General features: G+C 66.2%; 17 protein-coding genes. 4 read left to right on the top strand and 13 right to left on the bottom strand.

The window, feature by feature from the left end; translation table 11 throughout:
* Positions 1–133: 133 nt before the first annotated feature.
* The 10 genes from P0086_RS08815 to P0086_RS08770 all read right to left on the bottom strand — a co-directional run bounded on the left by P0086_RS08815 (position 134) and on the right by P0086_RS08770 (position 10,537).
* The gene (locus tag P0086_RS08815) at positions 134–877 is read right to left on the bottom strand and encodes an ATP-binding cassette domain-containing protein (protein WP_275784737.1); all 744 of its coding nucleotides are present in this window, start codon (positions 875–877) and stop codon (positions 134–136) included.
* Positions 874–1,710, bottom strand: coding sequence for an ABC transporter permease subunit (locus P0086_RS08810; RefSeq protein ID WP_112594965.1), 837 nt, complete (start codon positions 1,708–1,710; stop codon positions 874–876). Before P0086_RS08810 ends, P0086_RS08815 begins: the two co-directional genes overlap by 4 nt.
* The gene (locus P0086_RS08805; protein WP_112594963.1) at positions 1,710–2,660 is read right to left on the bottom strand and encodes a sulfonate ABC transporter substrate-binding protein; all 951 of its coding nucleotides are present in this window, start codon (positions 2,658–2,660) and stop codon (positions 1,710–1,712) included. Before P0086_RS08805 ends, P0086_RS08810 begins: the two co-directional genes overlap by 1 nt.
* Positions 2,661–2,879: 219 nt before the next feature.
* Complete coding sequence (locus P0086_RS08800) at positions 2,880–4,106, bottom strand: acyl-CoA dehydrogenase family protein (protein WP_275784735.1); 1,227 nt, start codon at positions 4,104–4,106, stop codon at positions 2,880–2,882.
* Between the two features lie 29 nt (positions 4,107–4,135).
* Positions 4,136–4,906: an ABC transporter ATP-binding protein gene (locus tag P0086_RS08795; protein WP_275784733.1), complete on the bottom strand. Its 771-nt coding sequence runs from the start codon at positions 4,904–4,906 to the stop codon at positions 4,136–4,138.
* Positions 4,907–4,929: 23 nt separating this feature from the next.
* The gene (locus tag P0086_RS08790; RefSeq protein ID WP_275784730.1) at positions 4,930–6,345 is read right to left on the bottom strand and encodes an ABC transporter substrate-binding protein; all 1,416 of its coding nucleotides are present in this window, start codon (positions 6,343–6,345) and stop codon (positions 4,930–4,932) included.
* A gap of 29 nt (positions 6,346–6,374) precedes the next feature.
* Entirely contained in the window at positions 6,375–7,442 is a 1,068-nt protein-coding gene (locus tag P0086_RS08785; RefSeq protein ID WP_275784726.1) for a branched-chain amino acid ABC transporter permease, read from the bottom strand.
* 3 nt (positions 7,443–7,445) lie between these two features.
* Positions 7,446–8,327: a branched-chain amino acid ABC transporter permease gene (locus P0086_RS08780; protein WP_275784724.1), complete on the bottom strand. Its 882-nt coding sequence runs from the start codon at positions 8,325–8,327 to the stop codon at positions 7,446–7,448.
* Positions 8,328–8,337: 10 nt separating this feature from the next.
* Positions 8,338–9,105 carry an ABC transporter ATP-binding protein gene (locus P0086_RS08775; protein ID WP_148655631.1) on the bottom strand — a complete coding sequence of 256 codons (768 nt, stop codon included), beginning with the start codon at positions 9,103–9,105 and terminating at the stop codon, positions 8,338–8,340.
* A 7-nt stretch (positions 9,106–9,112) separates the two neighbouring features.
* The gene (locus P0086_RS08770; protein WP_275784721.1) at positions 9,113–10,537 is read right to left on the bottom strand and encodes an LLM class flavin-dependent oxidoreductase; all 1,425 of its coding nucleotides are present in this window, start codon (positions 10,535–10,537) and stop codon (positions 9,113–9,115) included.
* Between the two features lie 265 nt (positions 10,538–10,802).
* Between P0086_RS08770 and P0086_RS08765 the strand changes: the two genes are divergently transcribed.
* Positions 10,803–11,912 (top strand): acyl-CoA dehydrogenase family protein, encoded by a 1,110-nt coding sequence (locus tag P0086_RS08765; protein WP_275784718.1) that lies wholly within the window; start codon positions 10,803–10,805, stop codon positions 11,910–11,912.
* A gap of 49 nt (positions 11,913–11,961) precedes the next feature.
* Here the strand turns inward: P0086_RS08765 and P0086_RS08760 are convergent, their stop codons facing one another.
* Complete coding sequence (locus P0086_RS08760; RefSeq protein ID WP_112607097.1) at positions 11,962–12,426, bottom strand: Rrf2 family transcriptional regulator; 465 nt, start codon at positions 12,424–12,426, stop codon at positions 11,962–11,964.
* Positions 12,427–12,856: 430 nt separating this feature from the next.
* Here P0086_RS08760 and tauA point away from each other — a divergent pair, with 430 nt between their 5' ends.
* From tauA to P0086_RS08745, 3 genes are all read left to right on the top strand, one after another.
* Positions 12,857–13,861, top strand: coding sequence for a taurine ABC transporter substrate-binding protein (gene tauA, locus P0086_RS08755; RefSeq protein WP_275784715.1), 1,005 nt, complete (start codon positions 12,857–12,859; stop codon positions 13,859–13,861).
* Positions 13,862–13,978: 117 nt separating this feature from the next.
* Positions 13,979–14,788 (top strand): ABC transporter ATP-binding protein, encoded by an 810-nt coding sequence (locus tag P0086_RS08750; RefSeq protein ID WP_275784713.1) that lies wholly within the window; start codon positions 13,979–13,981, stop codon positions 14,786–14,788.
* Positions 14,785–15,672: an ABC transporter permease subunit gene (locus tag P0086_RS08745; protein WP_275784710.1), complete on the top strand. Its 888-nt coding sequence runs from the start codon at positions 14,785–14,787 to the stop codon at positions 15,670–15,672. The genes P0086_RS08750 and P0086_RS08745 overlap by 4 nt, the downstream gene beginning before the upstream one ends.
* A gap of 123 nt (positions 15,673–15,795) precedes the next feature.
* Here P0086_RS08745 and P0086_RS08740 read toward each other — a convergent pair whose 3' ends face one another.
* Positions 15,796–16,836 carry a 2-oxoglutarate and iron-dependent oxygenase domain-containing protein gene (locus tag P0086_RS08740; RefSeq protein ID WP_275784707.1) on the bottom strand — a complete coding sequence of 347 codons (1,041 nt, stop codon included), beginning with the start codon at positions 16,834–16,836 and terminating at the stop codon, positions 15,796–15,798.
* Between the two features lie 72 nt (positions 16,837–16,908).
* Positions 16,909–18,270, bottom strand: coding sequence for an O-acetylhomoserine aminocarboxypropyltransferase/cysteine synthase family protein (locus P0086_RS08735; protein ID WP_275784706.1), 1,362 nt, complete (start codon positions 18,268–18,270; stop codon positions 16,909–16,911).
* Positions 18,271–18,290 lie beyond the last annotated feature (20 nt).

Below are 18,290 nucleotides of genomic sequence, written 5' to 3'. Positions count from 1 at the left end.
GTTTCCAACGATGCCGGTTAAACAGGGTCCGGCCGATCGCGGCCGCGTCGCGCTTCGACGAAAGGCCATCCGCTTCCGGCGGGACGCTGTCACGCCCGTCATCGTCCCGGCCTCGCGGCCGAACCGGACGGGATCAGACCGCTTCGAGGATCTGCCGCTGGAGATCGACGGCCCGCGGATCGGCAAGCTCCTGCCGGGGGCGCTCGAGATCGATGTCGATGTCAAGCGCGATGCCGCCCTCCTTCAGCACGATGACCCGATCGGCCAGCGCGACGGCCTCGGCGACGTCGTGGGTGATCAGCACCGTCGTAAATCCCCTGTCGGACCAGATCTGCTCCAGCAGGCGGTGCATTTCGATGCGCGTCAGCGCGTCCAGGGCACCGAAGGGCTCGTCGAGCAGCAGGATCTGCGGCGCGCTGACCAACGCCCGGGCCAGCGCCACGCGTTGCCGCTGTCCGCCGGAGAGCACGGTGGGCCAGTCGTTCTCGCGCCCCTCCAGCCCGACATCGGCAAGGACGCGCCGTGCCCGCGCCTGCCAGTCGACGCCGCGGGCGATGCCGACATTCTCGCCGACGCGCTGCCAGGGTACAAGGCGTGCCTCCTGAAAGAGCAGACGCACTGCGGGATGGAGCCGCTCGACCTTGCGCCCGCCGATGCTGACGCCGCCGCTGCTCGCCGTGTCGAGGCCCGCGATGAGGCGCATCAGCGTCGACTTGCCGCCCCCCGACCGCCCGACAACCGCCAGAAACTGGCCGGCGGGAATCTCCAGGTTGAGATTGCCGAGCACACTGAGCCTGCCGAAGGATTTTTCGACCCGGGTCAGGGCTATCGGCAGGCCGCCAGCGCTTTCAGGCTCATGCAAATCGGCCACGCTCATTGCCGGTCCCCCTGCTTGACCTGATAGGCCGGGTGCCAGAGGAGCACACGCTTTTCGATGGCGCGGGTCGCGACGTCCGCGAGCTTGCCGAGAAGCGCATAGACGATAATGCCCAGGAGCACGACGTCAGTCTGCAGGAACTCGCGCGCGTTCATGGTCATGTAGCCGATGCCGTTCGTTGCCGAGATCGTCTCGGCAACGATCAGCGTCAACCACATGAAGCCGAGGGCGTAGCGCAGGCCGACGAGAATGGACGGCAGCGCGCCGGGCAGAATGATGCGCTGGATCAGGGCCTTGCGGTCAAGCCCGTAGACGGAGGCCATCTCGACGAGCTGCGGATCGATCGTGCGCACGCCGTAGAAGGTGTTGATGTAGATCGGGAAGAAAACGCCGATGGAGACAAGGAAGATCTTGGCCGTCTCGTCGATGCCGAACCAGAGGATCACCAACGGAATGAGCGCGAGATGCGGGATGTTGCGCACCATCTGGAGCGTGCTGTCGAACAGCGTCTCGGCGGGCTTCCACAGGCCGTTGACGACCCCCGCCACAAAGCCGAGCCCGCCGCCGATGACAAGCCCGATCAGGGCGCGCTGCGTGGAGGCGAGCGTGTGGAAGAGCAGCGAGCCGTCCAGAAGCGATCTCCAGAACGCCGCGGCGATCGTCGTTGGCGCCGGCATGAGGCGCGCCGTGACGAGACCGGTGCGGGCCGCGATCTCCCATGCGATCAGCAGCACGATGGGAAGGGCCCAGGGCGCAAGCGCCCTCCCCAGGCCCTTCAGGACGGGGCTGCGAATGTCGCCGGCAGCGTAGCCGGCCACCGACGTCTCGGCCATCAGGCGCCACCCTTGCGCACGACATCCGCAATCGAGATCCGGTTCGGAATCAGGCCGAGGTCGAAGAAGGTGTCGGCGATCGATTGCTGCTGCTTGATCACGCTCTCGTCGATGGCCTTGATGCCGTAGGACTGACGTTCCAGCGCGACGGCAAGCACGTCCTCGGGAATGCCGACGGACGGCGCGAGCTCGGCGGCGGCGGCAGCGGTATTGGCCTTCGCCCACTCGTCGATCGCCGCGACGGCTTCGATCACCACGTCCACCGCCTCGGGGTTGCCCTCCACGAAGGGCCTGGCGCCGAGATAGAACTGGTGGTTCGGCACGATGCCTTCGCCGTTTCGCAGTTCACGGGCCTCGATTGCCACCTCGGCGGCGGCTTGGAAGGGATCCCAGATGACCCAGGCATCCACCGCCCCCTGCTCGAAGGCGGCGCGGCCGTCGGCCGGCGGCAGGAAGGTCGTCTTTATGTCGGTGTATTTGAGGCCGGCCTCTTCCAGCGCCTTCACCAGCAGGAAGTGCACGTTCGATCCCTTGTTCAGCGCAACCGTCTTGCCCTTGAGGTCTGCCACCGTCTTGATGGGACTGTCCTTCGGCACGAGGATCGCCTCGCCGCGGGCGGCCGGCGGTTCGTGCGCGACATAGATGAGCGGCGCGCCGGCGGCCTGTGCGAAGATCGGCGGCGTCTCACCGGTGGTGCCGAAATCGACCGCACCGACATTCAGCGCCTCGAGCAGCTGCGGGCCTGCGGGAAACTCGGTCCATGTTACCGTGTAGCCGATCTTCGCAAGCTTCTCTTCCAATAGCCCCTTCCCCTTGAGCAGAACGAGCGTTCCGTATTTCTGGTAACCGATGCGGACGACCTTGTCGGACGCCCATCCGGTTTCGACCAGAAGCGGCATGGCGAGCGAGGCTGCGAGTGCGGTCGAGAATATGCGGCGCGAAATTTTCATGACGTCCCCTCGTGAGAAATTCTGTTAAAACATATAATCTATAGAATTTAGCGAACTGCGAGAACGCAAAATCCAAGCTTCACGCAAGGATGAGTTTTTTCTCCTAACGCTGCCCCCAGCCGGGCCTTTCGCGCACCACGCCGTTGCGCCGGCGTCCGTGCCACCGATCAGGCGCTGCCGCCGCTCACCGCCAACAAGCCGGCGGAGGTTGCCGGCTGCCTATGCCACCGGCGGCGTGGGCACACCGATCGACCAGTTGATCGGCGGCACGACGCCGTTGACATGCCAGTCGCCGATCACCCGCTCCTTGTTGATGACCGGATTGTGCGAGGAGATCGTGCGGGCATTGCGCCAATGGCGGTCGAGCGCGTGGCTGTCGCGGGCAGCCGAGGCACTCAGCGCGTTGAAGAGCAGGCTTCCGGCGCGCTGGGTGAGTTCGGTCACGACGATCTGCGCCGAATAGACCTCGACATGGGCCGCCTCGGTCGCGGCCTTGACGGCGTCCGGGCCGGCCGTCTTCGCCTCGAAGGCGCGCTGGATGGCGGCAGCGGCGCGCAAGGTGGCCGCCTCGGTCGCATAGGAGAAGCCGGCAAGCTGGCCCACCACCTGCTGGATCTGCGGGTCCTGACGGTCTGTTGGGCCGGTGCCGGTGCTGTAGACGCGCGTCCGGTTGCGCACCTGCTCGGCGGTGTCGCGCACAATCGCGCGCCCGATGCCTGCGAGCGCAGCCAGGAGCACGAGCTGGTAGAGCGCATGCTGGTAAGGAACGCGCGCCTCGAACGGAAGGATGTTGTCCGGATCGACCGCGACCGACCGGAAGACCGCCTCGCCGCTGCCCGTCGTCTTCTGGCCGAAGCCGTCCCAGTCGTCGCTGACGGTGACGCCTTCGGAGTTGGCGCGGACCAGCGCCAGCACGTCGACGCCGTCCTCGCGACGCGCCAGGACATCAATCCAGTCGGCAAAGATGCTGCCGGTCGTGTAGAACTTGCGGCCGTCGAGGCGGAAGATGCCGTCCACGGTCTTCACGCTGGTTGCTGTCTGCCAGAGGCCGACATTGCCGATCTCGGTCCAGGCGTTGCCGGCAATCTCGCCGGCTACGAAACGCCTCAGCCAGACGTCCCGCTCCGGGCTGGGATCGGCGAAGATCCGGTCCTCGGAAAAGACGACGTGGCCGCGCAGCGCCTGCGGGATGTTGGAATCGGCCTCGCCGAGCGCGATCAAAAGCGCCGTCAGGTCGACCAGCGACCCTCCGTCGCCGCCCTGTTCGCGGGGAACGCGGACAGCGGCAAAGCCCGCCTCCTTCAACCATTTGATCTCTTCGTGCGGCAGCACCCGCTGGCGCTCGCGCTCGAGCGCACCCTCGGCGATCCGGCGGAACACCGGGGCGTATTTTTGCAAGAGATCCGGCCGGGCGCCCTGGACGTTTTCCCTGTAGACGAAGGTCATGGCAGCGACTGCTCCTTGTTGGCTGAAAATCAGTGGGGAACGCGCGACTGCGCACCGCCCAGATAGAAGTCGTGCACGTCGTCGCGGGCGCGCAGTTCCGCGGCGGTGCCTGAAAGGGCGACCCGCCCCATTTCGAGAACGTAGCCGTGGTCGGCATATTTGAGCGCCAGGCTGGCGTTCTGCTCGGCGAGCAGGAAGCTCACGCCGGAATCCCGGTTCAAGCCGCGAATGATCTCGAAGATCTCCTGGACGATGATCGGCGCCAGCCCCATGGACGGCTCGTCGAGCAGGACGAGCTTCGGCTTCGTCATCAGGGCGCGGCCGATCGCGACCATCTGCTGCTCGCCGCCGGAGGTCAGGCCGGCCTTGGTCCTTCGCTTCTGCTTGAGGCGGGGAAACCAGGTGTAGACCTGCTCGAGGCCGTCGCTGAGCGCACTGCGGGACGGCCTGCGCACGAACCCGCCGGAGAGGATGTTCTCCTCCACCGTCAGCTGCGGGAACACGTGGCGTCCCTCCAGCACCTGCACGATGCCGCGGGCAACGAGCCTCGAGGCGGATAGCGCGCTGACGGGTTCGCCGCGCCAGCGGATGTCGCCCTTGCTCACCCGGCCGCGGGCCGGCCCGAGCAGATTGGAGATCGCCTTCAGCGTCGTCGACTTGCCGGCGCCGTTGGCGCCGAGGAGGGCAACGATGCTGCCCTCCTCCACCTTGAGCGAGACGTCGCGCACGGCCAGGATCGCCTGACCATAGAGGGCCTCCACGTTGCGGACTTCGAGGAAGCCGGCTTTCGGTTCGGTCATGATCGGCGATCCCTTGCTTGCGTTCAGTTGGAGGCGTCCTGGCGCGGCGTGATGCCCTTCTCGGCGGCGTAGGCAGCGGCCTTGGCCTTGATCACGTCGGCAAACAGGGTGGCGTCGGCCTTGATCCAGTCGGTCCTGGTGTCCCAGGTCTCGCCGTTCCACTGGATGATCTTGGCGGCGATCGTCTCGCCCTTGTGGTTGTCGATCGTCGTCTTCAGCGGGCTGATCAGGCCTTCGGCGCCAAGCTCGGCGATGCGCTTCTGGTCGATGTTCAGGTTTTCGAGCGCCCACTGGCCTTCCTCGGCCGTCAGCGGCCGGTTGCCGAATTTCTTCTGGCCGGTGCGCAGCGCCTCGACGAAGGTGATCGCCTCGATCACACCGTAGTTGTAGTAGACCGTGCCGAACTTGCTGTTGTCCTTCAGATCCGACCGGCCTGCGTCGACGATCTTCTCCTTGAGCGTCTTCAGGATGCCGTAGTCGGTGCCCGGCGGGAAAACGGAGACGGCGAGATAGCCCTTGGCGGCGGCGCCCGCCGGACGGGCATCGTCTTCCGAGCCGCTCCAGATGTCGCCGATGATGCGGTCGGCGGGGAAGCCGACGCGCGCGGCGGTCTTGATCGCCACCGGCGTCATCACGCCCCAGCCGCGCAGGAACACCCAGTCGGCACCGGCGCGGCGGATCTGTTGCCACTGCGCCTGCTGCTGCTCGCCCGGATGCGGGACCGGGATCTGGATATCCTCGAAGCCGTATTTCTTGGCGAGGATGCCGAGCGGTTCGATCGTGTCGCGGCCGTAGCCGGAATCGTGGTAGAGCGTGGCGATCTTCACGCCTTTCAGCTTGTCATAGCCGCCGGCCTGCTGGGCGATGTAGTCGACGATGATCTGCGCCTCGCTCCAGTAGTCGAAGATCAGCGGGAACTGGTAGGGGAAGACCCGGCCGTCGGTGGCGATGTTCTGGCCGCCGCCGGGGCTGACGATCGGGATCTTGTCGAGGCGCGCCTTGTCGGTCAGCGCCACGTCCAGCCCGCTCGAATGCGGATAGATGGCGGCCGTCAGCGCGCCGTTGAAGCCGCCCTTGTAGCGCTCGTAGCACTCGATGCCGCGCTCGATGGTGTAGGCCGTCTCGCATTCCTGGATCAGGATCTTCACGCCGTTGACGCCGCCTTCCACCTCGTTGACGTAGCGCAGGTAGTCAATGTTGCCGGCGCCGAAGGGGATGAAGGAGGGCGCATAGGGGCCGGTGCGATAAGTGAAGAGCGGATAGAGCTGCTGGCCGGTCGCGTCCTGCGCAGTTGCGGGCCCGGTCAGCGTGGCGGCGGCGATCACGGCGCTGGTCGCCAGCGCAAGCGTTCTGGATAGTATCGACATGGTTACCCCCATGGTGTTGCTCGAGAGGATGGCGCCGGGGCTTTCGACAACGGGCGGAAGATCCGGCGCCATGCCCGATCCGCACGGAACCTGGGCGGCGGCTAGGTTTTCGGCCGCGCCCGGAGTGCTTCCGCACCCCGCCGGATCCAGGCAGACAGCCCGTCCGGCTCCTTGATCAGGATGAAGATGATGATCGCGCCGAAGATGACGCGCTGCAGGTTGGTGATCGCCCCCTGGTCGCTGAGGTAGGCGATGTTCGCCGCCAGCACGAGATGGTCGAGCAGGATCGGCGTCAGCACGATGAAGGCGGCGCCGAGGAAGTTGCCGAAGATCGTCGCCGTTCCGCCGATGAGGACGATGAACAGGACCTGGAACGACTTGTCGAGATTGTAGGTGTGGGCGTCGGCGGTGCCGAGATAGGCAAAACCCCAGAGCACGCCGGTGATGCCGAGGAAGAAGGAGCTGATGGCATAGGCCTGCAGCTTGCGGCGGGCGACGCGGATGCCGAGCACGGACGCGGCCGTCTCCTGGTCGCGGATCGCCATCCATTCCCGGCCGAGCCGGCTGCGGACCACCAGGAAGGCGAGACCGATCAGGAGCGCCGTGACGGTGGCGACGAACAGGTAGCGCCCGAGCGGCGATTGCAGGTCGTAGCCGAGGAATTCGAGACGCGGGGCCGAGATCGTCAACGACTGGCTGTCGTTCGAAAACCACGGGTAGTTGGTGAACAGCCACGGGAAGAAGAACTGCGCGCCGAGCGTCGAGGCGCCCAGGTAGAAGCCCCTGATCCGCAGCGCCGGCAGTCCGAAGAAGACGCCGACGGCCGCCGCGATCAGCCCGGAAAGCAGGAGAACTGCGGGCAGCGGCAGGCCGGGCACGCGCAGGATCAGATTGTAGGCGGAGAAGACGCCGACCGACATGAAGGCGGCCGAGCCGAGCGAGACCAGTCCCGCATAGCCCTGCAGCAGGTTGAGCGAGATGCCCGCAAGCCCCATGACGACGGTCGGAATGATGATCGAGCTCAGCCAGTAGTCGGGCGCGACGGCCGGAACGATGCCGAAGGCGACGACGAGACCGGCAGCGACGACTGCGAGGCGCAGCAACGCGGCATTCGAAAGGATGGGCGCGGCCGGGCCGGTGTCGGGGAGCGTGTCCTGAAGGGTGGTCATGGGTCAGACCCTTTCGATGTCGCGGTCGCCGAAAAGACCGGCCGGGCGAACGAGGAGGAAGGCGACGGCGAGGATGTAGGCGAACCAGGTGGAGACGCTGCCGTTGACGAGCGGGCCGAGATAGATGTCGGCAAGCGCCTCGCTGGCCCCGACGATCAGCCCGCCGACGATCGCGCCGGGGATCGACGAGAAGCCGCCGATGATCAGCACGGGCAGCGCCTTCAGCGTCACCAGCGAGAGCGAATACTGCACGCCCTGCCGCGCCCCCCAGAGAAGACCGGCGACCAGCGCCACGATACCCGCAACGCTCCAGACGATGCGCCAGATCACCGGCAGCCGGATGCCGATCGACTGCGCCGCCAGCGTATCGTCCGCGACGGCCCTCAGCGAAATGCCCATCCGCGTCTTGCTGAAGACGAGCGCGAGCGCGGCGACGAGCGCGACGACGATGAGGGATGCGATGATGTCGAACTGGCTGATGAACAGCCCGCCATAGTCCTGCGCGATGTCCTCGATGCCGATGTCGAGCATGTGGACGTCGGTGCCGAGGAAGAACTGGGTCGCGCCGTCGATGACGAAGGACAGGCCGAGCGTGGCCATGAACAGCGTCAGCGGATCGCGGTTGCGCAGGGGCCGCAGCACCAGCGCCTCGATGGCGATCGCGACAAGAACCATCAGCGCCGAGGTCGCCGCGAAAGCCACCCAGAAGTGGACGCCCCGCTCGACCAGCGTGACGAAGACGAGCGCCGCAAGGAAGACCATCGCCCCTTGCGCGAAATTGAAGACGCCCGAGGCCTTGTAGATCAGCACGAAGCCGATGGCGACGAGGCCGTACATGAGGCCGGCGAAGAGGCCCGCGATCAGCGTTTCCAGGAAGAATGCCATCACCGTCTCCTCAGTGAACCGTGCCGAGATAGGCGGCGATGACGTCCGGGTCGTTGCGCACCGCGTCCGGCGCGCCGTCGGCGACCTTGCGGCCGTAGTCGAGGACGACGATGTGATGGGCGAGCCCGAGCACGATGCCGACGTCGTGCTCGATCAGGACGATGGTGGTGCCGAAGGCGCGGTTGACCTCGGCGATGATGCGGCTCATCTCCGTCTTCTCGTCCTGGTTCATGCCGGCCATCGGCTCGTCGAGCAGCAGGAGCTTCGGCTCGGAGACGAGCGCGCGGGCGAGGTCCACCCGCTTCTGGATCCCGTAGGACAGGGTGGAGACGATGCGGTCGCGCACGGCGTCGAGACCGAGGAAGGCGATCACCCGGTCGGCGCGGGCGGAAAAGTCCCTTCGCTCCTGCCGGTCGCGGCCGAAGCGGAACACGTTCTCGATGAAGCTCGCCCCGCCATGACGGGACAGCCCGGTCAGCACGTTCTCCCGCACCGTCAGGCGGCGGAAGAGCGCATTGTGCTGAAAGGTGCGGCCGATGCCGAGGCGCGCCGCCTTGCCCGGCCGGATCGCCTCGAAACGACGGCCATCGAAGACGATGTCGCCGGCGTCGGCGCGGTAGACGCCGTTGATGACGTTCAGCAGCGAGCTCTTGCCCGCCCCATTCGGGCCGATGAGAGCGCAGATCTCGCCGCGCGCCACCGCAAAGCTCAGCGCATTCAGCGCCGTCACGCCGCGAAAGGAGAGCGATACGTCGCTGAGTTCGAGCAGGCTCGCCATACCGGTCTCAGCCCTTCGCCGTCTTGAGGGTGGAAACCGGCGAGGCGGCATCCGCCTCCCGCCGCTTGACCGCCTCGATGTCCCGGTAGCCGTTGGCCGGATGGGACACGGGCAGGTACGGGCCGTCGCCGAAGAGCTTTTCGCGCAGCGTGCCGGGCCTGTAGGCGGTCGGATAGGCGCCGCGTTTCTGCAATTCCGGCACGATGAAATCGACCACGTCCTCGAAGCTGCCGGGTGTGACGGCATAGGCGAGGTTGAAGCCGTCGACATCGGTGTCCTCGACCCACTCCTGCAGGATGTCGGCGATGCGCTGCGGCGATCCGACGAAGACCGGCCCCATGCCGCCGATGCCGCCGAACTGCGCGAGTTCGTCGATCGTCCAGGACTTGTCGCCGCCCGCGAGGTTCTCGACGATCGAGTGGATGGCGTTGGTCTCGACCTTCCGGACGAGATCCGTCGGCGCATACTGGCCGAAGTCGATGCCAGTCCAGCCCGACATGAAGACGAGCGAGCCGTCGTAGGAAACGTACCTCTTGTAGTCTTCGAATTTCTGTTGCGCCTTATCTTCCGTCTCGTCGGTGATGATGGTGAGCAGCGTGTAGATATAGATCTTCTTCGGATCACGGCCGGCGGCGGCGGCGCGCGCACGGATTTCGGCGACGTAGGCCTTCAGCAGCGACTTGGTCGGCGCGGCGACGAACACGCATTCGGCGTGCTGCGCGGCGAAGGTCTTGCCCGGTCCCGAGGCCCCCGCCTGGTAGAGCACCGGCGTTCGCTGCGGCGAAGGCTCCGTCAGCCCGTAGCCCGGCACATCGAAATACTTGCCCTTGTGGCCGATCTCGTGGACCTTCTCCGGATGGGTGAAAATGCGCTTCTCCCCGTCGCGGACGACGGCCCCGTCCTCCCAGGATCCTTCGAGCAGCTTGTAGAGCACCTCGACATATTCGTTCGCCACCTCGTAGCGGTTGTCGTGGCGGCGCAGGCCGCCCTCGCCGACGTTCTTCGCACCGCTTTCCAGATAGGACGTGACGATGTTCCAGCCGACGCGCCCCTTGGTGTGGTGGTCGGCGGTCGCGATGCGGCGGGCGAAGGTGTAGGGATGTTCGAAGGACGTCGACGCGGTAATCCCGATGCCGAGGTGCTCGGTCGCAAGCGCGATCGGAGCTGCTAACTGGAGCGGATCGTTGACCGGAAGCTGCGCCGCCTGGTGGATCGCGTGGTAGTTCGAGCCCTTGTAGACGTCGTAGTAGCCGATCACATCCGCAATGAAGATGCCGTCGAAGATGCCGCGCTCGAGCGTGCGCGCCAGATCCTGCCAGTAGTCCAGGTCCTTGTATTTCCAGGACTTGTCACCTGGGTAGGCCCACAATCCCGGCGACTGGTGGCCGACGCAGTTCATATCGAAGGCGTTGAAACGGATTTGGCGGGTCATCTTCTGCTCCTAGCTCCAGACGGACAGACCCTAGAGTGGAGCGACGAATTAGCACAGTTAGTCTATCTTTTTTATGTACTAATTTCGGAAACAGTTTTCCCCTTTCCAGCCATTCTTGGCAATTGCCAGGTTGCCCGGCGGCCCAGATCCTTTCAGATCGGATCACAGGCGGGAACATCAATCCATACATTTTTTATAGAATATGATCTCCCTACTCTGATAAGGTCCGTGCGTCCTGAACTGCATGATGCGAGGAGCAGCCGACATGGGGACGACACCAGTGATTGGCCAACCGGTGCGGACGGCCGCCCTGATCGGCGCGGAGGACGAAGCGATTGCCATCGCGAACGCCATCGCCTCCGGTTTCGAGATCGCCACGGCGGCGACAGGGACGTCGCAGGCACGGCTGGACCTCCTGGCCCGGTCCGGCCTGCTCGGCGTTTCGATCCCGACCGAGCACGGCGGCCTCGACGCATCCAACGTGGTGCTGGCAGAAATCTGTGCGATCGCGTCCGAGACGTCCGCGGCGCTGGCCGAAATCCTCACCGCCCATTTCCTGGCGCTGGAACAGGTCCGCAGCTATGGGACGGAGGGCCAGCAGAACACGGTCTTCCCCGCGGCGCTGGCCGGGGGCAGGCTGTGCGAGGCACGGCCCGTTCATCGCGGCGCCGAGAGCGGCGCTCCGCTCCCGCTGGCGGCGAGCGGCGTCGGCTGGCGGCTGGGGGGAGAGGCGCTCTGTACGCCCTGCGCCCGCCATGCCGACTGGCTGCTGGTTCCGACGCGGACCGATACCGGGAAGAGCGCCCGACTCCTGCTGCCCGCCCGGATCGACGGCCTGCACTATGTCGCCAACAGCTGCGAGCCGAACGCCACGGGTCTGCAGCCGCCGGAGCACGTCCTGCTGAAAGACGTGCTCGTCGACAACGGCGCCCTGCTCCATTCCATCGCCGAACCGCCGCGCACGGACGTGCCGCAAGCGCTGGCCCTGCTGCTCGAGGCTGCGGCGCACATCGGCGTCGCCCGAAAGCGGCTTCGACAGGCGATGGACGCGCGTGCCCCGGATGCCCTTGCGATCGGTCTTGCCTCGGTGCGGCTATCGGCTGCCGAAGCCGCGATGGAGCAGGCCGGGCGGGCGATCGACGCTGCCCAGATCGGCATTGCCGAACAGCACCGGATCAACGCCTACCTGGCGGCAGCGGCAGCGCGCTTTGCCGCAGCCGATGCCGTCGGTGCTGCCGGAACAGCATTCGCGCCGGCTTCGGGAACCCACGGAACGGGCGAGCCGGAGGCAGAACACGCGCCAACCGCCGACATGCTGCGTCAGGCGGGCAACCTGCGTCTCGACCGGCATCGCGCTCCCCCGGAAGAGCTTTGAAGCACGACCGCAGACTTTCGGTCGCGAGGGTTCCCGCTGGCTTGTCGCCTCAACCGGCCAGCTTCTCCGGTTGCCCATCCTCGATGATGGCAGCGGCACCGGGAACGGCGACGAACTGCTCGAGCGTCATCGTATCCAGGATCGCGGCAATGGCGTCGCGGACCTCTGTCATCGCCCGGCGCACCTGACAGGCCTGCGGATCGGCGCAATCCTCGCAGGCCTCATAGGCCGTACGGCTCGCACAACGGATCGGTGCCAGCGGACCATCCAGGACGCGAATGGCATGGCCAATGCGAATTTCGGAAGCCGGATGGGAAAGCGAGTAGCCGCCGCCCGGCCCCTTCTTGGAGCGAAGCATGCCGGCGTTGCGAAGCTCGAGCAGGATCGTATCCAGGAACTTCTTGGGAATGTTGTTGCGCAGGGCGATCTCGCTGACGAATGCCGTCTCGCCGGGCGCCAGTCGCGCTAGGTCAACGAGCGCCTTCAGGCCGTATTTTCCTTTTTTCGTCAGCATTTCAGCCCACTCTAAAAAAACTTGCGACGTCTGGCGTGCCTTGGAAGCGGCCACTCAATGGAAATGATTCCGGCTCATTCTAGGCATGGATTTGCGTAAATCATATAAAAACTGTGTAATTAATTTATACACCCTAGAACAATGATATTGAGGTGCTTTTCCAGGAAGCCCATCACTTTTGCGCAGGCGGCGTAATCGTTCGGCATCACCCGCGTCGCCTGCCCGCGGCCAATTGTGGGACCGACGCAAATCCGTCCCCGCCTTCCAGCCGGATAGGCATTCTTCAGCGGCCGACAGACGACGCAAAATCAATTGCTGCGCCCCCTGAACTTTGAGGCGAAAATTTCTCTACTATTTTTATCGATTAGATAGCTTAAATCCAACCCGCCGGCACCGAGCGGGGCAGGATCAGATTGAGGAGAGGACCACCATGAACATCACCCGCAGGGCCTTGTTGGCGGCAACGGCTGCCGTTGCCCTCACAGCGCAGTTCCAGTCGGCAGCCGCCGATGACGTGACGCTCAACATCGGCTACCAGCCGATCGTCGAGCCGTCACGGGTCCCCCAGGCCGACGGCGCCTATGAAAAGGCCACCGGCGCCAAGATCAACTGGCAGAAGTTCGACGGCGGCGCGGACGTCATCGCGGCGATCGCGTCCGGCTCGCTCGACATCGGCTATGTCGGCTCATCGCCGCTCGCAGCCGCGGCGAGCCGCGAGCTGCCCATCGAGACCATCTTTGTCGTCGGGCTGATCAGCGAAGCGGAAGCGCTGACGGTCAAGTCCGCCGCAAAGCCGGAAGACCTCGTGGGCAAGAAGATCGCGACACCCTTCGTCTCCACGGCCCACTACAGCCTGCTGACGGCGCTCAAGCACTGGAACGTCGATCCGAAGGCCGTCGAGATCCTCAACCTGCGCCCGCCCGAGATCGCCGCGGCCTGGGAACGCGGAGACATCGATGGCGCCTATGTGTGGGATCCCGTCCTGGCCCAGTTGAAGACGTCGGGCAAGGTGCTTGCGACCTCGGCCGACGTCGCCGGTTGGGGCGGGCCGACCTTCGACGCCTGGATCGTCAGCAAGGCCTTCGCAGACGCGCACCCTGACATCGTGACGGCCTTCGTGAAGGTGACGGGCGATGCGACGGCGGCCTATCGTGCCAATCCGGACGCCTGGAACGCCACCTCGCCGGAAGCCGAGAAGATCGCGCGCCTGACCGGAGCCAGGCAGGAAGACGTGCCCACCCTGCTGAAGGGCTACACCTTCCCGACGCTCGAGGAGCAGGTCGGCGAGGCCCTGCTCGGCGGCGGCACGGCGAAGGCGGTGGCGGATACCTCCGCCTTCCTGCTCGAGCAGGGCAAGATCCCGGCGGCACTCTCCGACTATTCGCCCTACGTATCCGCCCGCTGGGTCACGGATGCAGCCAAGCCCTCCCAATAAGGCCACAGCCGTCTTGCGGCGGACCGGCGGCCCGAGCGCGTCAGTGCGCGACCGGGCCGCCACTTCCGCAAGGACGGATGCCGGAACACTGCCACATCCGAGAGGAGGGACCCGCCCATGAGCATCCTGTCGTTTCGCGACGTCTCGCTGCGCTATCCGCCGCGGCCCGGGTCCCGCGCCGCAGGCAACGACCGTCTCGTTCTCGACGGCATCAACCTGCAGGTCGCCTCCAACGAGCTTGTCGCGATCATCGGCCGGTCGGGGTCCGGCAAGACCAGCCTGCTGAACCTCGCCGCCGGCTTCATCGCACCGACATCGGGCACCATTGCCGTCGACGGCGTGCCGATCCCGGGGCCTGGCGCCGACCGCGCCGTGGTCTTCCAGGACGACGCGCTCTATCCCTGGCTCGATGCCCGGGACAACGTCGCATTTCCGCTGAAGCTGAAGGGCATGCCGCGCGCAACCCGCCAGGCGCGGGCGCAACAGCTCCTGGAACTGGTGGGCCTCGGCGACGCCGGCGACCACCACGTCTGGGAGCTGTCGGGCGGCATGCGCCAGCGCGTCGGCATCGCCCGGGCGCTGGCGGCGGAGCCGCGCTTCCTGCTGCTCGACGAGCCGCTCGGCGCGCTCGATGCGCTGACGCGCACGCGCATGCAGGAGTTTCTCCTGCGCATCCAGGCCCGCAGCGGCGCCGGTGCGGTCCTCATCACCCACAGCATCGACGAGGCGCTCATCCTCGCCTCGCGCGTGCTGGTGCTCTCCCCTCACCCCGGTCGCCTGACCGCCGAGATCGAGGCCGGCTTCAGCGCCGAGATCCTGGCCGGCGCCGCGACCGAAAAGGTCAGGGCGTCGCCGCTGTTCAAGCGCCTGCACGATGGCCTGACGAGCCTGATCCATTCGCTCCCGAACGAGGAGGCCGCCGCATGACCCTGTTCACCGAACTTCGCCCCCTGTCGCGCCTTGCCGAAGCAGAGGCCGCCGAAGAAGCGAAGAATGAAGCGCCCGCCGGCATACGGCCGGCCGCGGAGGCTGCCGCGACGGTAAGACCTGTGCCGATCGCCGTGATCTCGACGCTCACCATCGCTGCCATCATCGGATTGTGGAGCCTCGCCTCTGCCCGGGGCGTGGTCTCGCCGGTCTTCCTGCCCTCGCCCCGGCAGGTCGTCATCGCCGGCTACAATCTGGTCGTCACCGGCTTTGTCGACGCGACGCTTTTCGAACACGTGGGCGCGAGCCTCTATCGCATCTTCGGCGCCCTGATCGCCTCCGTCCTGATCGGCATCCCGGCGGGCCTGGCCATCGGAACGAGCCGCCTCGGCCGGGGCATCCTCGATCCCATCGTCGAGTTCCTGCGCCCCCTGCCCCCGCTCGCCTACCTGCCGCTCGTCATCATCTGGGTCGGGATCGGCGAGGCATCCAAGATCACCGTCATCGCGCTGGCCATGCTGCCCTCGATCATACTGTCGACGTCCGCAGGCGTCCGTTCCGTCTCCCGCGAACACGTGAACGCGGCGCGCTCGCTCGGCGCGAGCCCGAGGCAGATCCTGGCGCAGGTCGTCCTGCCGAGTTCGGTCCCGTCGATCCTGACCGGGATCCGCATCGCGCTCGGCGCGGGCTGGACGACGCTGGTCGCCGCCGAACTTGTCGCCGCGACGAGCGGGATCGGCTTCATGATCCAGTCGGCGGCGCAGTTCCTCGTCACCGACATCGTCATTGCCGGCATCATCGTGATCGCGCTGATCGCCATCCTGCTGGAATTCCTCGCCCGGCTGGTCGAGCGCCGCCTCGTCCCCTGGGCATCGCATCGGTAAGGCTCGAAACGCAAAAGCCTGCCGGGAAACCAGCGACTGGTTCTCCCGGCAGGGCGCATTTCCTTCATCTCTCGCTTCGCGGCACTCGTTCTTGAAGGTCCCCGAGCGTCGGCCGTCTTTCGATCAGGCCCTGGTCGGCAGATCGAGAAGGTGGAGCAGGTCCGGATGATGCCTTGCCGCCACGTCCGGATGCGAGCGCAGGCGGCTCTTCAAATGGTTGATGCCGACCTCGCGAAAGATCGGGTTCAGCGCGTCGACCGTGACGCCGCGCTCACCGCGCTTCAGAGTGTCCGGCAGCGGGATGACGGGGATCGTGGCGTCGTAGCGGGCGCCCAGGAAGAAGGCGACCGAGTAGCGCTCCGTGCCGGCGGGCGGGGTGACGACATCATGGACGTCGGCACGCACGAAGCCGTTCGTGGCGAGCTCCAGCAACTCGCCGCTGTTGATGACGAAGGTGCCGGGCACCGGCGGCGCCTCGATCCAGACGCCGTCTTCGGTGCGGATCCGCAGGCCGGGTGTCGTGTCCTGGAGAAGCACGGTGACGAAACCGCCGTCCTTGTGGGCGCCGACGCCCTGGTCGCTGCCGGCGGCCTCCCGGCCCGGATAGCGGATGATCTTCAGGAGCTGCGAAGGCGAAGGCTCATAGATCTCTGCGAAGACGTTCTCCGGCTGGCCGAGCGCAAGGGCGATCGCTTTCAGGACATCGATGCCGATGCGGGTGACCTCCTGCTGATAGCGCAACAGGAGCGGCTTCAACTCCGGCAGGGCTTCCGGCCACTGGTTCGGGCCGTAGAGCCGGTTCCACGGCGTATCCGGCCCGGCCGCCACCGGCTGGCCCTCGGTGTTGATGTCGAGCTGCTCGCGCCAGTCCTGCTCGCCGCGCGTGCGCTCGTAGCCGGCGCGGTTGTAGCCGCGGAAATGCGGCGACTGCACCATCTCGATGGCCAGTTTCTCCTCCTCCGGCAGGGCGAAGAAGCGCTTCGAGGTCGCCAGCACATCGTCGATCAGGCTCTGCGGCACACCGTGGCCCGTCAGGTAGAAGAAGCCGTGATCGTGCAGGACGAGCGTCAGCTCCCTGATGAAGCTCTCGCGCTCGGCGGCACTCCCGTGAAAGCGGGAGAAGTCGACCGTCGGCAGGTGAACAGGTCTGGTGTGGATGGTCATGGATCGGGTTCCTCCAATGCTGGGAATAGGTGGCACGGCGCGCTCCGGCGCCGCGCCGATCGCCGGCAAGCCTCATGCGAGCGAAATCGCGCGCTCCAGATCGGCAATCAAGTCGTCGGGATGTTCCAGACCGATGGAGAGGCGCACGTAGCCGGGTGTGACGCCGGTGGCGAGCTGGTCCTCCGGCGAGAGCTGCGAATGGGTGGTCGTGGAGGGATGGATGGCCAGCGACCGCGCATCGCCGATGTTCGCCAGGTGATAGAACAGCTGCAGGCTGTCGATGAAGCGGCGCCCCGCTTCCCGCCCGCCCTTCAGCTCGAAGCCGACCAGCGCGCCGAAGTGGCCGGGCTTGAGGTATTTTTCCGCCCGCGCCCGCGCAGCGCCGTCCTGGAACTTCGGGAATATCACGCGCTCCACCTTCGGGTGGCCCTTCAGGTATTCGGCGATCCTGACCGCATTCTCGTTGTGCTGGCGCAGGCGCAGCGGCAGGGTCTCGAGGCCCTGGATGAACTGGAAGGCGTTCTGGGGACTGACCGCCGCGCCGAGATCGCGCAAGAGCACGGCGCGGGCGCGCAGGATATAGGGATGGAAGCCGATCGCCGCCGCCTTCTCGATCCAGGTCTTGCCCTGGTAGCTCGGGTCCGGCTCGGTGAGGTTCGGCTGGCGGGTCGGGTTCTCCGTCCAGGGGAAGGTGCCGCTGTCGATGATCGCGCCGCCGATCGAAGTGCCGTGGCCGCCGATGTATTTCGTCGTCGAATAGACGACGACGGCCGCGCCATGCTCCAGCGGCCGGATGATCAGCGGGGCGGCGGTGTTGTCGACGATCAGCGGAATGCCGTGGCGCCGGCCGATGGCGGCGACTTCGGCGATCGGAAACACTTCCAGCTTCGGGTTCGGCAGGGATTCGGCATAGTAGGCGCGCGTGCGCTCGTCCGTCGCCTTGTCGAAGGCGTCCGGATCGGTGGCATCGACGAAGCGGGTCTCGATGCCGAAACTCTTCAGGGTCGCCGCAAAGAGCGCCCACGTGCCGCCATAGAGCCCGGCGGCGCTGACGATGTTGTCGCCGGCGCGCGCCACATTCAGGATCGCAAAGGCGGAAGCCGCCTGGCCGGAGGAGAGCGCCAGCGCGGCAGCCCCACCCTCGAGCTCGGCCAGGCGCTGCTCGAAGGCATCCTGCGTCGGGTTGGAAACGCGGGTGTAGAGATGGCCGGGCGCCTCCAGCGCGAAGAGCTTGTCGGCGCCATCGGTGCCGGGCAGCTGGAAGGAACTGGTCTGGTAGATCGGCACGGCCACCGCGCCGCTTGCCGGATCGAAGCGGAAGCTGCCGCCGTGCAGCGCGATCGTTTCCGGATGGCGGCTCTTGAAGGTGGCGGTTCCGGCGGGAACCTGCACGATGTCCTGTTCGGCGACCTCGGGGGTCTGATGGATCGTCATGACACTTCTCCTTTGGTGAG

It is taken from the genome of Mycoplana sp. MJR14, assembly GCF_029210525.1.
Taxonomy (GTDB): domain Bacteria; phylum Pseudomonadota; class Alphaproteobacteria; order Rhizobiales; family Rhizobiaceae; genus Mycoplana.
Note: the sequence above shows the minus strand (reverse complement) of the source record. Positions and strands in the feature narration are given on the sequence as shown.

What these genes read in the sequence shown, in the direction of transcription:
- P0086_RS08735 (WP_275784706.1), bottom strand. Translation starts at nt 18,270, where the DNA reads ATGACGATCCATCAGACCCCCGAGGTCGCCGAACAGGACATCGTGCAG.
- P0086_RS08815 (WP_275784737.1), bottom strand. Translation starts at nt 877, where the DNA reads ATGAGCGTGGCCGATTTGCATGAGCCTGAAAGCGCTGGCGGCCTGCCG.
- P0086_RS08785 (WP_275784726.1), bottom strand. Translation starts at nt 7,442, where the DNA reads ATGACCACCCTTCAGGACACGCTCCCCGACACCGGCCCGGCCGCGCCC.
- P0086_RS08810 (WP_112594965.1), bottom strand. Translation starts at nt 1,710, where the DNA reads ATGGCCGAGACGTCGGTGGCCGGCTACGCTGCCGGCGACATTCGCAGC.
- P0086_RS08780 (WP_275784724.1), bottom strand. Translation starts at nt 8,327, where the DNA reads ATGGCATTCTTCCTGGAAACGCTGATCGCGGGCCTCTTCGCCGGCCTC.
- P0086_RS08800 (WP_275784735.1), bottom strand. Translation starts at nt 4,106, where the DNA reads ATGACCTTCGTCTACAGGGAAAACGTCCAGGGCGCCCGGCCGGATCTC.
- P0086_RS08765 (WP_275784718.1), top strand. Translation starts at nt 10,803, where the DNA reads ATGGGGACGACACCAGTGATTGGCCAACCGGTGCGGACGGCCGCCCTG.
- P0086_RS08795 (WP_275784733.1), bottom strand. Translation starts at nt 4,906, where the DNA reads ATGACCGAACCGAAAGCCGGCTTCCTCGAAGTCCGCAACGTGGAGGCC.
- P0086_RS08775 (WP_148655631.1), bottom strand. Translation starts at nt 9,105, where the DNA reads ATGGCGAGCCTGCTCGAACTCAGCGACGTATCGCTCTCCTTTCGCGGC.
- P0086_RS08745 (WP_275784710.1), top strand. Translation starts at nt 14,785, where the DNA reads ATGACCCTGTTCACCGAACTTCGCCCCCTGTCGCGCCTTGCCGAAGCA.
- tauA (WP_275784715.1), top strand. Translation starts at nt 12,857, where the DNA reads ATGAACATCACCCGCAGGGCCTTGTTGGCGGCAACGGCTGCCGTTGCC.
- P0086_RS08770 (WP_275784721.1), bottom strand. Translation starts at nt 10,537, where the DNA reads ATGACCCGCCAAATCCGTTTCAACGCCTTCGATATGAACTGCGTCGGC.
- P0086_RS08740 (WP_275784707.1), bottom strand. Translation starts at nt 16,836, where the DNA reads ATGACCATCCACACCAGACCTGTTCACCTGCCGACGGTCGACTTCTCC.
- P0086_RS08790 (WP_275784730.1), bottom strand. Translation starts at nt 6,345, where the DNA reads ATGGCGCCGGATCTTCCGCCCGTTGTCGAAAGCCCCGGCGCCATCCTC.
- P0086_RS08760 (WP_112607097.1), bottom strand. Translation starts at nt 12,426, where the DNA reads ATGCTGACGAAAAAAGGAAAATACGGCCTGAAGGCGCTCGTTGACCTA.
- P0086_RS08750 (WP_275784713.1), top strand. Translation starts at nt 13,979, where the DNA reads ATGAGCATCCTGTCGTTTCGCGACGTCTCGCTGCGCTATCCGCCGCGG.
- P0086_RS08805 (WP_112594963.1), bottom strand. Translation starts at nt 2,660, where the DNA reads ATGAAAATTTCGCGCCGCATATTCTCGACCGCACTCGCAGCCTCGCTC.